Consider the following 13,355-nt stretch of genomic DNA (forward strand, 5'->3'; position numbering starts at 1 on the left):
AACAGCAATGAGCAGAACAATTTTCGTGCTGAACGGCCCCAATCTGAATGCGCTTGGCAAGCGGGAGCCCGGGATTTACGGCGGCAAGACACTGTCCGACATCGAAACGGAGTGCTTTCGGTTCGGTGAACAGCTCGGGATTGCCGTCGACTGCCGCCAGAGCAATCATGAGGGCGATCTGGTCGATTGGCTGCATGAAGCGGGCGATAAAGCTGTCGGTGTCGCACTCAATGCCGGTGCCTATACGCATACATCAATCGCGCTGCATGACGCCATGCGAGCGATTGCTGTTCCGGTCGTCGAAGTGCATATTTCGAATGTCCACGCGCGGGAAGAATTCCGCCATACCTCAATGATAGCGCCCGCCGCCAAGGGAGTTATTTGCGGCTTCGGACCGCATTCCTACCTCCTGGCGCTGCAAGCGCTTGATAACCTCACACGATAGAACAAGAAATTCAGGGACAACCTCCATGGCAGAGAAGAAAACCGGCATCGATCAGGCGCTTATCCGCGAGCTGGCGAATATCTTGAACGAGACCGATCTGAGCGAGATCGAAGTGGAACAGGATGCGCTGAGAATTCGCGTTTCCCGCGCCGCGCCGCAAATGGTGGCTCCGCAGATGATGGCAATGCCGCAGATGCAGTATGGCGCGCCTTATGGTGCCCCGGCACCTGCCGCAGCACCTGCTCCAGTGGCGGTAGCGGCTCCTGCTGCCCGCGATCTGTCCAAAGCCGTAACGGCTCCCATGGTCGGCACGGTCTATATGTCCCCCGCCCCCGGTTCAAAGCCCTTCATCGAAGTCGGCTCGACGGTCAAGGAAGGCCAGACGCTGCTGATCATCGAAGCCATGAAGACAATGAACCAGATCCCTTCGCCTCGTTCCGGCAAGGTCGTCGAAATCCTCATCGACGATGCAAGCCCGGTCGAATATGGCGAAGCCATGGTCATCATCGAGTAAGCCGATGCCAGTCATCTCAAAAATACTCATCGCCAATCGCGGCGAAATCGCCCTTCGCGTGCTGCGCGCCTGCAAGGAGCTTGGCATTGCCTCCGTTGCCGTGCATTCCACAGCGGATGCCGACGCCATGCACGTACGCCTTGCCGACGAAAGCGTCTGCATCGGCCCACCGCCCTCGCGTGACAGCTATCTGAACATTCACCAGATTGTTGCCGCCTGTGAAATCACCGGGGCGGACGCCGTCCATCCCGGCTACGGCTTCCTCTCGGAAAATTCCAAATTCGCCGATATCCTCGATGCCCATGGCATTACCTTCATCGGACCAACCGCCGATCATATTCGGCTGATGGGCGATAAGATTACCGCCAAGGAAACCGCAAAATCGCTCGGCATTCCCGTAGTTCCGGGTTCAGCTGGCGAAGTGAAGCCGGAAACAGCGCTGGAGATCGCCCGTGAAATCGGCTTTCCGGTGCTGATCAAGGCAACGGCAGGCGGCGGCGGACGCGGGATGAAAGTCGCGAACACCGAAGCAGAGCTGGAAGAAGCCGTTTCCACAGCCCGTTCGGAAGCCGCTGCTGCTTTCGGTAACGACGCCGTTTATATGGAAAAATATCTCGGTACGCCCCGGCATATCGAAATCCAGGTATTCGGCGATGGTGAAGGCAATGCCATTCATCTGGGCGAACGCGATTGCTCGCTTCAGCGCCGTCACCAGAAGGTCTGGGAAGAAGCCAATTCCCCTGCCCTCACCCAGGAACAGCGGATGAAGATCGGCCAGATCTGCGCCGACGCCATGAAAAAGCTGAAATATCGCGGCGCTGGCACGATCGAGTTCCTCTATGAAAATGGCGAGTTCTATTTCATTGAAATGAACACCCGTTTGCAGGTGGAGCATCCGGTGACGGAAGCCATTACCGGCATCGACCTGGTCTATGAACAGATCCGCGTTGCGTCGGGCGCAGGCCTGTCGGTGACGCAGGAAGAAGTGGAATTCCGTGGCCATGCCATCGAATGCCGCATCAATGCCGAAGACCCGCGCACCTTCACGCCGTCTCCGGGCACCATAACCCATTTCCACGCTCCAGGCGGGCTTGGGGTGCGGGTGGATTCCGGCGCCTATGCTGGCTACAAGATCCCGCCTTACTATGACAGCCTGATCGGCAAGCTGATCGTGCATGGTCGCACCCGCGAAGAATGCATGATGCGCCTGCGCCGGGTTCTGGATGAATTTGTCATTGACGGGATCAAGACGACCCTGCCATTGTTCCAGGATCTGATCAACAATCCGGATATTGCCAAGGGCGATTACGACATCCATTGGCTGGAGCATTATCTGGCCAAGACGTCCGCGAAATAAGGACAGAGAATGGGTCGGCGCAGCAGCAAGGATAGAAGCATCACACCCGACATCCTGCTGCGCGCCTATTCCATCGGCCTGTTTCCCATGGCCGAATCCAGCGACGACCCGGAACTGTTCTGGGTCGAGCCGGACCTGCGGGGCATCATTCCCCTCGACAGCTTTCACTATTCCAAAAGCCTCGCCAAGATTATCCGGCAAAAGCCGTTTGATATCCGCTTCGATACGGCTTTTTCCGCGGTTCTCGACAAATGCGCCGAGCCCGCACCGGACCGGCCCAGCACCTGGATCAACCAGACAATCCGCGATCTATACACAGCCCTGTTTCAGATGGGCCACGCCCATAGCGTCGAAGCCTTTGAAGGTGATGAGCTGGTCGGCGGCCTTTACGGCGTGTCCCTGGGGGCGGCCTTCTTCGGCGAAAGCATGTTTTCCCGCCGTTCCAACGCATCGAAAATCTGTCTTGTGCATCTGGTCGAAAGGCTGCGGGCACAGGGTTTCGTGCTTCTCGACACCCAGTTCACGACCGAGCACCTGAAAACCTTCGGAGCGATAGATGTGGCGAAAGACAAGTACAGCAAGATGCTGGAAGAGGCCGTTGTCATGGCGAATGTGCCGTTTTTATTGCCGGAAGAAATAAGTCCGTAACAAACAGCTCTGGGCTTATTTTGCTGGCTTCGGCACGTCGGAGGTCTGCTTGCAATCCTTCAGCCAGACATCGTAGATCGGGTGCTCGATGGCGTTAAGCGCCGGGCTATCGGCAAACATCCAGCCTGAAAAGATCTGGCGAATGCGACGGTCCAGGGTGATTTCGTCGACCTGCACGAAGGCGTCGACATGCTGCGCCTCGGTTTCATCGCGGGAGTAACAGGCCTTGGGCGTCACCTGCAAGGCGCCGAACTGGACTGTCTCATTGAGATAGACGTCGAATTCGGTAATCCGCCCGGTTATCTTGTCCAAACCCGAAAAGACTGCGACGGCGTTGGAAATGCGGGCGGCATCGGCTGGAACAGTGGCCGTTATCGAGAACGCTGCCGTGAGGCTGGTTGCTGCCAGAACCGCTCTCAACACCCTTTTCGTCTGTTTCACAGATCGTATTCCTGTCGTTTCCGGCCGTCGTCGCTCAGATGGGCCAATTTTCAAATGCGCCAGCAGTCGGACCGGCGGTCCGAATTGCAGACACGTCCACCCTATGCGCAAAAACAAATATCAGCAGGAAAACGCTGACAAACCCATGTACCGGAAATTTGTGGCCAAAACCGGAAGAGCGCATAACGCGTTAACACCGTCATGCGCTCACAAAATCTCTGTTAGTTGCCGGGCGTCCAGGCGTCGTAGTCACCGGTGACGCGCGGACGAGCACCGGTTGCAGCAATCGAGCCCTGCGGACGATAGGCTTCGGCGGTGCCGGTCAGGTTCGCCTCATGCGGCTTTTCCCATTCCCTCGGCACGTAATTGTCCTTGGTGGGCGGCACGTCGGTGCGGTGATGCATCCAGCCATGCCAGCCGGGCGGAATGGCGGAGGCGTCAGCATAGCCGTTATAAATCACCCAGCGGCGTTGCAGGCCGAAGCTGCTCATGCCGCCTTCATAGTAGATATTGCCTGCCTCGTCTTCGCCAACGCGCTTACCTTCACGCCAGGTGAAGAAACGGGTTCCGACGGTCTGGCCACTCCACCAGGTGAAAATCTGCAACAAAAGCTGCTTCATGTCTTTTCCTCGGCTCCGCCACGGTCTGGCGGCTTTCAATGATGATCTGCTTATGACGCCTTGACGGGCGCTTGTCCAGAGAGTCGGGTCAAAGCCCTGTTCATTTCAACTTGAACTTGAAGCCAAAATGGCTCTTGCTAAAGCCCAACCGCTCGTAAAATCGATGCGCGTCGAGCCGCATCGCATTCGACGTCAACTGCACCAGGCGTAGACCTTCAGCCCTTGCCCGTTCCAGGCAGAATTCGATCATTTGCGCACCAATCCCCTGCCCCCGGCAATCGGCCCGTGTCTGCACGGCCTCGACGATCATCGAAGACGAACCGCGCCCGGTCAATGTCGTGGTGATCATGGTCTGGAAAGTGCCAACCACCGCGCCATCACGCTCCGCAACATACAGAACTTCGTTGCTCGACGCGGCGATGCGCCGAAAGGCAGCAAGATAGTCCGGCAGGGCATCGGGGTCTGTGGTATCGCCGTGGCCACCAAGATCGTCAGCGGCAAATAGCGCAACAATGGCGACAATATCATTTTCTTGCGCCGGACGAATAATCAAGGGGAGCATGATGATCCTGAAGGTTTCGGGCTGAGGGTTATAAATGCCCTAGAATGGCTCGGATAAAACATTGACCAGCGGCTTTTCCATGACCAGGCCTTCAATGCCGCTACCCGCCACCCCGCAGTTCTGGGTGCGATCGACCTCCACAAAGCCGTGAGTGGTGTAAAAAGCCACTGCACCTGTATTCTTCGGCTCCACGTCCAGACGCAGGATCTCGGCGTCCGGGAAGCAGGTTTCCAGTTCGGCCAGAATGTCAGTGCCAATGCCCTGGCGGTGAAAGCTGGGATGGACGTAAAGCTGATGCAGAATGGCGGTCTTGGCCATATTATCAGCCATGGCGGCAAAACCCATGCCGCCGAGGCGCTTACCATCGTCAGCCACCAGAAATTCGCCGCCCTTTCTCGCCAGCCGCGCCTTCAAGGCGGCAGTCGAATGCCAAGTATCGATGATCTTCTGCACCTTGGCCACGCCATAGATGCCGTCATAGGTGGCATGCCAGGTTTCCGACAGCAGCACCCGCACCTTTTCCAGATCCCGGTCATTGGCGGTGCGGATGAAGAACATCGGACTTTACTCCTCCAGGCCGAGCTTGGCCTTGACCAGCGCCTGCACCGCCTGCGGATTGGCCTTGCCGCCTGTCGCCTTCATCACCTGACCGACAAACCAGCCAGCCAGCGTCGGCTTGGCCAGCACCTTGGCGACCTGATCCGGATTGGCGGCGATGATTTCATCCACAGCCTTTTCGATCGCGCCGGTGTCTGTCACCTGTTTCATGCCACGGCTCTCAACGATATCGGCGGGATCACCGCCTTCGTTGAAGACGATTTCAAACAGGTCCTTGGCGATCTTGCCGGAAATGGTCTCGGCCTTGATCAGATCGATAATGCCGCCGAGCTGGGCAGGTGAAACCGGAGTCTCTTCAATGCCTTTGCCGGCTTTGTTCAAGGCACCCAGCAGGTCGTTGATAACCCAGTTGGCGGCAATCTTGCCGTCCCGGCCCGCAGCCACGGCTTCGTAATAATCGGCAATCGCCTTTTCAGACACCAGCACCGAAGCATCATAGACGGAAAGGCCCAGGGAGGCGACGAACCGCGCCTTCTTGTCGTCGGGCAATTCCGGCAGATCCTTCTTCAAGGCCTGCACGAAGGCATCGTCGAATTCCAGCGGCAGCAGGTCGGGATCGGGAAAATAGCGATAATCATGCGCATCCTCCTTGGAACGCATCGAGCGAGTCTCGCCCTTGCCCGGGTCAAACAGCCGGGTTTCCTGATCAATCGAGCCGCCGTCTTCCAAAATGGCGATCTGGCGACGAGCTTCATATTCAATGGCCTGACCGATGAACCGGATGGAGTTGACGTTCTTGATTTCGCAGCGCGTGCCGAATTCGCCGCCCGGCTTGCGCACGGAGACGTTGACGTCGGCGCGCATCGAGCCTTCGTCCATATTGCCGTCGCAGGTGCCGAGATAGCGCACGATGGAGCGCAGCTTGGTCATATAGGCCTTGGCTTCGTCGGACGAGCGCATGTCGGGCTTGGAGACGATTTCCATCAGCGCCACGCCGGAGCGGTTCAGATCGACATAGGACATGGTCGGATGCTGGTCATGCATCGACTTGCCAGCATCCTGTTCCAGATGCAGCCGCTCGATGCCGATTTCGATATCCTCGAAATTCCCCTGACGATCGGGTCCGAGCGAAATGATGATCTTGCCTTCGCCGACAATCGGGTCCTTGAACTGCGAGATCTGGTAGCCCTGCGGCAGGTCGGGATAGAAATAGTTCTTGCGGTCAAAAATTGAACGCTTGTTGATTTTCGCCTTCAGGCCGAGACCGGTGCGCACCGCCTGGCGAACGCATTCCTCGTTGATAACAGGCAACATGCCGGGCATCGCCGCATCGACCAGCGACACATTGTCGTTCGGCGCATTGCCAAAGGTGGTCGAGGCCCCGGAGAACAGCTTGGACTGGCTCAACACCTGGGCATGAACTTCCATGCCGATAACGATTTCCCAATCGCCGGTGGCGCCGGGAATCAGGCGTTTCGGGTCGGAGGTGCGCGTATCGACAAGGGTCATGACATGCTCTTTTCAGACCAATTCCGGCAAAACAAGAGAGGTTTCGCCAAAGGAATTGCACAAACAGAAAGAAGCCGGAGCGGTCGGCAATCGGGAAAAAACAGCAATGCTCCGACAGGTGATTTTCATCTTCCCGGTTAGAACAAATGCGCGGAACGCGCAAGACGAAGCAGCATTGCCACCGCGCTTTGCGCAGCTTGGCACCGTTGAAAACCGGGCATGACCGGGCAAAATTGGGTCGGTCCTTTAAAATGCAGGGAAAAGCATCGGCAACAGGCGCTCAAGGCGGATGACGCGACCTTGAAAACAGGCTATGGGGGCGGCATAGAAAGCCGTTGGAACAGAGATGACCGACCAGTCCCACCCCCATTTTGCCTCACCTCGTTTTGCCGTTGTCGTGCCCATGAAGAACGAGGCCGATAATATCGACCTGTTAATCGGGGAAATCGAGACGGCCTGTCAGGGCGAGGATTTCGAAGCGATCTTCGTGGATGACGGCTCAACTGATGCCACGCTTGCACGGCTGAAGCAGGCGGCGAGCGTCAAGCCATGGTTGCGCGTGCTGCATCATCCCGTGTCCGGCGGTCAATCGGCAGCGATCCACTCGGGCGTCAACGCGGCGCGGGCACCGATCATCTGCACCATGGATGGCGACGGCCAGAACCCACCCTCGGAAATTCCCCGTCTTGTCGCGCCGCTTCTCGATACAAGTGCCGATAGCAACCTTGGGCTTGTTGCCGGCCAGCGGGCCAAGCGGCAGGACACTTTGTCGAAGAAAATCGCCTCGCGTCTGGCCAATGGCATCCGCCAGAGCATCTTGCAGGACAACACCCGCGACACTGGCTGCGGGCTAAAAGCCTTTCGCCGGGACGCCTTTCTCGACCTGCCATTCTTCAATCACATGCACCGCTATCTGCCGGCCCTGTTTTCCGCCTATGGCTGGCGGGTAGCGCATGTGGATGTCGGCCATCGGCATCGCCATGCCGGAACTTCAAATTACAACAATCTTCAGCGCGCCCTGGTCGGCATTCATGACCTGATCGGCGTCAGCTGGCTGATCAAACGCCGCAAGACCGTGCGCCCGCAGGATATCGGACCATCACCCCATGAATGATCTTCTCGCCTATTTCAAAATCCACGATACCGCCGACCTGATCTGGCTGGGGCTGGGCGTGCTGGCCCAGCTGATGTTTTCGCTGCGCTTCATCATCCAGTGGCTGGTGTCTGAAAAGCAGAAGCGCTCGGTCATTCCCGCCGCCTTCTGGTGGTTTTCGGTGATCGGTGGCATCATGCTGCTGGCCTATGGCATCCACCGCGGCGAACCGATCATCATGCTCGGCCAGGGGCTTGGCATTATCGTCTATATCCGCAACCTGATGCTGCTGCATCAGGGCCGCAAGACCGATCTGCCCTCCGAATCCAAATCCTGAACCCGGCGGTCCCAGATGCGCATCACCCTTCGCACCAGCGTCTTCCTCATCCTCGCGATTACGCTTTACCGCATCGTGATGCTGCATTTCGACGGTACAGACCTGTTTGTGGACGAGGCGCAATACTGGCTGTGGTCCACCCATCTCGACTTCGGCTATTATTCCAAGCCACCGATGATCGCCTGGGTGATCCATCTGTTCACATTGATCGGTGGCAGCCAGGATATTTTCTGGATCCGGGTGGCAAGCCCGCTGTTCCATATGGCAACGGCGCTGCTGCTGATCCCGGCAACGGCCCGGCTGACGGGCTCTGAAAAGGCCGGGCTGTGGACAGGACTAAGCTATGTGACCCTGCCGGGCGTGGCGCTGTCATCGGTTTTCATGTCCACCGACACGATCCTGTTTCCCTTCCTGGCCCTGACGCTATTGTGTTATTCGCATCTGATCGAGCGCCGCTCGGCTGGCTATGCGGTTCTGATGGGCATCGCCATTGGCTTCGGCACATTGTCGAAATACGCGATGCTGTATTTCGCGGCCACCGCAATCATTGCCGCCATAGCCCTGCCCAAAGCACGCATTGGGCTGCGAGACACCGTGCTTGCCATCTTCGCGGCAATCGTGGTTATCGCTCCGAATATCTGGTGGAACAGCACCCATGGCGGCGCGACGCTGAAACACACGTCGGAAAATGCCGATTGGCACGGGCTGAATTTCAAGATCGGCAAGGCAGCGGAGTTTCTCGGCAGTCAGTTCGGCGTGGTCGGACCGGTGTTGTTTGCCGCCCTGCTGATCGTGTTTTACCGGCTGCTGCGGGGCCGTACCTCCACGACCGAAAAACATCTGTTCATCCTGTCCTGGCCAATCATTCTCGCCATCGTTTTCCAGGCGCTGATGTCACGTGCCTATGCCAATTGGGCAGCCACCGCTTACGCAGCAGGCACCATGTTGGCGGTCTGGTATCTTCTCCAGTCCTCGCCTCGGGCGCTGAAGATCTCGCTGGCGATCAATGGCATCATCGCCATAGCCTTTCCGCTGCTGACGGCTTTTCCTCAGGATGTCACGACACCAAAAGGCCAATCGGTGCTGGCCCGTTATCTGGGACGAACCGATTTGAGCTGGGCGATTGCCACGACGGCCGCGAGGACCGGCACCGCCACCATCGTCGCTGATAACCGCGATATTCTTGCCGATCTGTTTCACACGCTGCGCGACGAACCCTTCGCCATCAAGGCCCGGACCGGCGGTGGTTTTCCGCGCAATTACTATGAGCAGGAATTTCCGCTGACCTCGGCGCTCGGCACGGAAACCGTGCTGTATGTCACAGGAGCCAATGTCACCTGCCACGGCGCAGTGGTCGATCCGGTGGCGGACCTGACGCCCAAGGATGGCTATCTCATGGGACGCAAGCTGAAAGCCTACGCGATTTCCGCCAGCTGCCTGACCAACCAGCTGACATAAACGCATTGCGCCCTATTCGAACCCACCGCCGGGGCCATAGGTAAAGCTGCGTTTTTCAACGAGACGCTTCGACATGCCCACCGTTTCCACATCCCGGTCCAGCTTCGGATTATAGACCACCGACAGCCAGTGGACGCTATAACCGTGATGCTCGAAAAAACCGACGGCCTGACGGTTGCGCGCATGAGTTTCGAGATGCGCTTCCTCAAAGCCCAAGTGAACGATATCCTCCTCGATGGAGGCAAGAAGCGCCTTGCTATAGCCGCGCCGCTGGTAATCCGGATCGATCCAGAAATCAGAAATCTTGTCATCCAGATTTTCGCGCGCCGCCCAGCCGACGGGGTGGCCGGCATGTTCGACCACAGACATGGTAATCAGGTTCGAGCGAGCGAAATTGATAAAGGCGCTGCGGGCTGTATCGACCATCGTCCGCGTTTCACCGACGGGAATCATCGCCTGTTCCCAGGCGCGAAAGCCGATATCGGCCAAAACCCCTGCTTCGTCGGAATGCGCGCTGCGAATCGTCGACATCGGCTCCTCACATGGATGATCGGTCGAGTAGATCACCGGGAATGCAACAGCGCCAGTGGCGTTAAGGTTTTATAAACACTTTGATGACGAGGTGCTTCAGTAAAGCCGCCGCCGTAGCCGGACCTTGGGAATTTCCAGCTCCACGACGGCGTCGCGCTCCATACCCTGCCAAACGGTCTCGAAACCGCAGCTTTTATAGAGGGCCTGGGCAGCAAAATTGTTCTGGTGTGTGGAAATTCGGGCCTGTTTTACCCCTTCGCAGCGCATGGTCTCGCAAAAATGCAGCACCAGCGACCGGCCAATGCCACGCCGCTGATGGTCAGGCGAGATCCAGATATCGGAAATCACATCCCGCTCCGCCTCACGCGCGCCCCACCCGGCAATCGTCCCTTCGACCTCGGCGACAATGACATCCAGCGCAGGCTCAAAAGGGAAGCGCAAAAACGCTTGCTTGACCTTTTGCGCAATAGCCGGATCGGTCATGGTGCGATCCAGCGGTCCGGTGGAGCGCCAGCTGTCCCAGCCGATGTGACCGACTATCTGCCGGTCAACCTCCTCCATCGGCCGCAGGATCAACGGCTTACCACCACTGAGCGGGCGTGAACTTTCCGGCGGCCTGTTCGATGACATGGGCGGTTTTGAAAAGGGTTTCTTCCTCGAAGGGCTTGCCGATCAGTTGCAGGCCAAGCGGCAGACCCTTGGCGTCGAGACCAGCAGGAACGGACAGGCCCGGCAGGCCCGCCATGTTCAGCGTTACCGAGAAAATGTCGTTGAGATACATTTTCACCGGATCGGCGGCCAGATCCTTATCGCCAATGGCGAAGGCCGAGGACGGAGTGATCGGCGTCAGGATCGCATCAACGCCTGCGGCAAACACCTGTTCGAAATCGCGCTTGATCAGCGTGCGAACCTTCTGGGCACGCAGGTAATAGGCGTCGTAGTAGCCAGCCGAGAGCACATAGGTGCCCATCAGGATACGGCGCTGCACTTCCTTGCCGAAGCCCGCCGCGCGGCTCTTTTCATACATGTCGGCAATATCCTTGCCATCAACACGCAAGCCATAGCGCACACCGTCATAGCGGGCGAGGTTGGATGACGCTTCGGCTGAGGCGACGATGTAATAGGCTGGAAGCGCATATTTGGTATGCGGCAGGGAAATATCGACAATCTCGGCACCGGCCTCCTTCAGCCAGGCCATGCCCTTCTGCCAGAGGGCTTCAATCTCTTCCGGCATGCCATCGACGCGGTACTCCCGGGGAATGCCGATCTTCATACCCTTGACGGACTGTCCGATAGCCGCCTCATAGTTCGGTGCCAGAAGATCAACCGAGGTCGTGTCCTTCTCGTCAATGCTGGCCATGGATTTCAAAAGGATGGCGGCGTCGCGCACGTCACGGGCAATTGGACCGGCCTGATCGAGCGACGAGGCATAAGCAACAATACCCCAACGCGAACAACGGCCATAGGTGGGCTTGATGCCGACAGTCCCGGTGAAAGCTGCCGGCTGGCGGATGGAGCCGCCGGTATCGGAAGCAGTGGCACCCGCGCAAAGCCGTGCAGCCACAGCCGCCGCCGAACCGCCGGACGAGCCGCCCGGTACCAGCTTTTCCTCAGATCCAGTGGCGCGCCACGGATTGACCACCGGGCCATAAAAGGAGTTTTCGTTGGACGAACCCATGGCGAATTCGTCCATGTTCAGCTTGCCCAACATCACCGCGCCCTCGTTCCAGAGGTTCTGGGTAACGGTCGATTCGTATTTCGGCTTGAAGCCGTCAAGAATGTTCGAGCAGGCCTGGGTATGGACGTCGCGGGTGGCGAACAAATCTTTCACCCCAAGCGGAATGCCCTCCAGCGCGCCAGCCTTGCCGGTGGCCAGCCGCGCATCCGAGGCCTTGGCCATGTCGCGGGCAATCTCCGGCGTCACCGTCACATAGGCATTGATGGCGCCATTGGCAGCCTCGATGGCGCCCAGATAGGCATCGGTCAGTTCGACGGCGGTGATATCCTTGGAAACCAGCTTTTCGCGGGCTTCGGCAATGGTGAGGCTGGTGAGTTCGCTCATGAATACGGTCACTTTATAGTTGGCGCGGCTGCGTCGAGGGCGTCGATGGCTCGGTGGAAAACCGGGCGGGCTTATTCGACAACCTTCGGCACCAGGAAGAAATGGCGGTCGGTTTCCGGCGCATTGGCAACGATGTCATCAGCCTTGCCGCCATCGGTAACGGCGTCCTTGCGCTTGCGCATCGCCATCGGCATGACAGAGGTCATCGGCTCGACGCCATCGACATTCACTTCCGACAATTGCTCGACAAAGCCGAGAATGCCATTCAACTCTCCCATCACCCGCTCGGCCTCGTCTTCGGGCAGAGCAATACGGGCAAGCTTGGCAACACGCTTGACAGTGGCGAGATCAACGGACATCGGCATTCTCCAGATCGATTATCAGACCGCTATAATCGCCGAACCGCGCCCGCGCAACGGGCAGGCTTTTGCCACCCTCGATTTTTCGCCCCTGGAGTGACTTATCCAGGGGCAAAGACTGAGGTTTTTAGCAGGGCATCATTTCAAAGCGACAGCGTTTCGCCAGGCTTGGGTGCCTTGACCTCGGTTTTCGAGCCTTCCATGCCGGCCACGAATTTTTCCGGGGTCTGGTCGATGATCGGGAAGGTGCCGTAATGGGCGGGAATAGCGGTCTTGAAGTTGAAGAATCGCTGGCAGGCAAGTGCGGCGACCGCACCGCCCATGGTGAAACGGTCACCAATCGGTACGATGCCAATATCGGGCTGATGCAATTCGTTGATCAGCGCCATATCGGAGAAAATATCGGTATCGCCCATATGCAGCAGCGATGCTTCATCCTGGAAATGCAGCATCAACCCATTGGCATTGCCGAGCGCATGCGACACGCCATCCTCGGTGATCTGCGCGGAAGAATGCAGCGCATTGGTAAAGGTCGCAGTAAAGCCGCCGAGATCGATCGTGCCGCCTGTATTGCCCATCTCGATTTTCTGGACGCCCTTGGCACCAAGCCAGGCAGCGAGATCGGCATTGGCCAGCACGGTTGCGCCGGTATCCTTGGCAATCGCCACCGTATCGCCGACATGGTCGCCATGGCCGTGGGTGAGCAGAATATGGGTGACGCCCTTGGTCATATCCTTCCTATCCAGCCCGGAAAAGCTGGCATTGTGGGTCAGGAACGGGTCGATCAGAATGGTCGCCTTGGCGGTTTCGAGACGAAAAGCCGAATGGCCGAGCCAGGTGAGTTTCATGGAATATCCTCTA

General features: G+C 58.1%; 17 protein-coding genes. 7 read left to right on the forward strand and 10 right to left on the reverse strand.

Features of this window, described 5'->3' with window-relative positions; all coding sequences use genetic code 11:
- Window positions 1-7: 7 nt before the first annotated feature.
- From aroQ to aat, 4 genes are read left to right on the forward strand one after another with little or no spacing between them, the layout of a single operon-like run.
- On the forward strand, window positions 8-445 hold the full coding sequence (gene aroQ / locus IEI95_RS19520; protein WP_156533266.1) for a type II 3-dehydroquinate dehydratase: 438 nt from the start codon (window positions 8-10) through the stop codon (window positions 443-445).
- Between the two features lie 25 nt (window positions 446-470).
- The gene (gene accB, locus IEI95_RS19525) at window positions 471-959 is read left to right on the forward strand and encodes an acetyl-CoA carboxylase biotin carboxyl carrier protein (protein WP_015915707.1); all 489 of its coding nucleotides are present in this window, start codon (window positions 471-473) and stop codon (window positions 957-959) included.
- 4 nt (window positions 960-963) lie between these two features.
- Window positions 964-2,316 (forward strand): acetyl-CoA carboxylase biotin carboxylase subunit, encoded by a 1,353-nt coding sequence (accC, locus tag IEI95_RS19530; RefSeq protein ID WP_060715725.1) that lies wholly within the window; start codon window positions 964-966, stop codon window positions 2,314-2,316.
- Between the two features lie 9 nt (window positions 2,317-2,325).
- The gene (aat, locus tag IEI95_RS19535; protein WP_156533267.1) at window positions 2,326-2,964 is read left to right on the forward strand and encodes a leucyl/phenylalanyl-tRNA--protein transferase; all 639 of its coding nucleotides are present in this window, start codon (window positions 2,326-2,328) and stop codon (window positions 2,962-2,964) included.
- 15 nt (window positions 2,965-2,979) lie between these two features.
- On the opposite strand, the gene IEI95_RS19540 is transcribed toward aat, so the two are convergent.
- The 5 genes from IEI95_RS19540 to gatB all read right to left on the reverse strand — a co-directional run bounded on the left by IEI95_RS19540 (window position 2,980) and on the right by gatB (window position 6,654).
- Complete coding sequence (locus IEI95_RS19540; RefSeq protein WP_234891017.1) at window positions 2,980-3,372, reverse strand: DUF2155 domain-containing protein; 393 nt, start codon at window positions 3,370-3,372, stop codon at window positions 2,980-2,982.
- A gap of 254 nt (window positions 3,373-3,626) precedes the next feature.
- Complete coding sequence (locus IEI95_RS19545) at window positions 3,627-4,025, reverse strand: NADH:ubiquinone oxidoreductase subunit NDUFA12 (RefSeq protein ID WP_156533268.1); 399 nt, start codon at window positions 4,023-4,025, stop codon at window positions 3,627-3,629.
- A gap of 100 nt (window positions 4,026-4,125) precedes the next feature.
- Window positions 4,126-4,587, reverse strand: coding sequence for a GNAT family N-acetyltransferase (locus IEI95_RS19550; protein WP_156533269.1), 462 nt, complete (start codon window positions 4,585-4,587; stop codon window positions 4,126-4,128).
- 39 nt (window positions 4,588-4,626) lie between these two features.
- Window positions 4,627-5,145: a GNAT family N-acetyltransferase gene (locus IEI95_RS19555; protein WP_194416925.1), complete on the reverse strand. Its 519-nt coding sequence runs from the start codon at window positions 5,143-5,145 to the stop codon at window positions 4,627-4,629.
- Window positions 5,146-5,151: 6 nt separating this feature from the next.
- Complete coding sequence (gatB, locus tag IEI95_RS19560) at window positions 5,152-6,654, reverse strand: Asp-tRNA(Asn)/Glu-tRNA(Gln) amidotransferase subunit GatB (RefSeq protein ID WP_194416926.1); 1,503 nt, start codon at window positions 6,652-6,654, stop codon at window positions 5,152-5,154.
- Between the two features lie 346 nt (window positions 6,655-7,000).
- Here gatB and IEI95_RS19565 point away from each other — a divergent pair, with 346 nt between their 5' ends.
- From IEI95_RS19565 to IEI95_RS19575, 3 genes are read left to right on the forward strand one after another with little or no spacing between them, the layout of a single operon-like run.
- Window positions 7,001-7,768, forward strand: a complete 768-nt coding sequence (locus IEI95_RS19565; protein ID WP_156533271.1) for a glycosyltransferase family 2 protein — start codon at window positions 7,001-7,003, stop codon at window positions 7,766-7,768.
- Complete coding sequence (locus IEI95_RS19570) at window positions 7,761-8,084, forward strand: lipid-A-disaccharide synthase N-terminal domain-containing protein (protein WP_015915698.1); 324 nt, start codon at window positions 7,761-7,763, stop codon at window positions 8,082-8,084. The genes IEI95_RS19565 and IEI95_RS19570 overlap by 8 nt, the downstream gene beginning before the upstream one ends.
- 15 nt (window positions 8,085-8,099) lie before the next feature.
- Window positions 8,100-9,542, forward strand: a complete 1,443-nt coding sequence (locus IEI95_RS19575; RefSeq protein ID WP_156533272.1) for an ArnT family glycosyltransferase — start codon at window positions 8,100-8,102, stop codon at window positions 9,540-9,542.
- A gap of 12 nt (window positions 9,543-9,554) precedes the next feature.
- On the opposite strand, the gene IEI95_RS19580 is transcribed toward IEI95_RS19575, so the two are convergent.
- The 5 genes from IEI95_RS19580 to IEI95_RS19600 all read right to left on the reverse strand — a co-directional run bounded on the left by IEI95_RS19580 (window position 9,555) and on the right by IEI95_RS19600 (window position 13,342).
- Window positions 9,555-10,073, reverse strand: a complete 519-nt coding sequence (locus IEI95_RS19580) for a GNAT family N-acetyltransferase (protein ID WP_156533273.1) — start codon at window positions 10,071-10,073, stop codon at window positions 9,555-9,557.
- A 96-nt stretch (window positions 10,074-10,169) separates the two neighbouring features.
- Entirely contained in the window at window positions 10,170-10,703 is a 534-nt protein-coding gene (locus tag IEI95_RS19585) for a GNAT family N-acetyltransferase (RefSeq protein ID WP_156533274.1), read from the reverse strand.
- Window positions 10,654-12,135 carry an Asp-tRNA(Asn)/Glu-tRNA(Gln) amidotransferase subunit GatA gene (gatA, locus tag IEI95_RS19590; RefSeq protein ID WP_015915694.1) on the reverse strand — a complete coding sequence of 494 codons (1,482 nt, stop codon included), beginning with the start codon at window positions 12,133-12,135 and terminating at the stop codon, window positions 10,654-10,656. The genes IEI95_RS19585 and gatA overlap by 50 nt, the downstream gene beginning before the upstream one ends.
- 71 nt (window positions 12,136-12,206) lie before the next feature.
- On the reverse strand, window positions 12,207-12,494 hold the full coding sequence (gene gatC, locus IEI95_RS19595) for an Asp-tRNA(Asn)/Glu-tRNA(Gln) amidotransferase subunit GatC (protein WP_015915693.1): 288 nt from the start codon (window positions 12,492-12,494) through the stop codon (window positions 12,207-12,209).
- Between the two features lie 143 nt (window positions 12,495-12,637).
- Window positions 12,638-13,342, reverse strand: coding sequence for a metal-dependent hydrolase (locus IEI95_RS19600; RefSeq protein WP_156533275.1), 705 nt, complete (start codon window positions 13,340-13,342; stop codon window positions 12,638-12,640).
- Between the last annotated feature and the right edge of the window lie 13 nt (window positions 13,343-13,355).

The organism is Agrobacterium vitis (genome assembly GCF_014926405.1).
GTDB lineage: Bacteria > Pseudomonadota > Alphaproteobacteria > Rhizobiales > Rhizobiaceae > Allorhizobium > Allorhizobium vitis_H.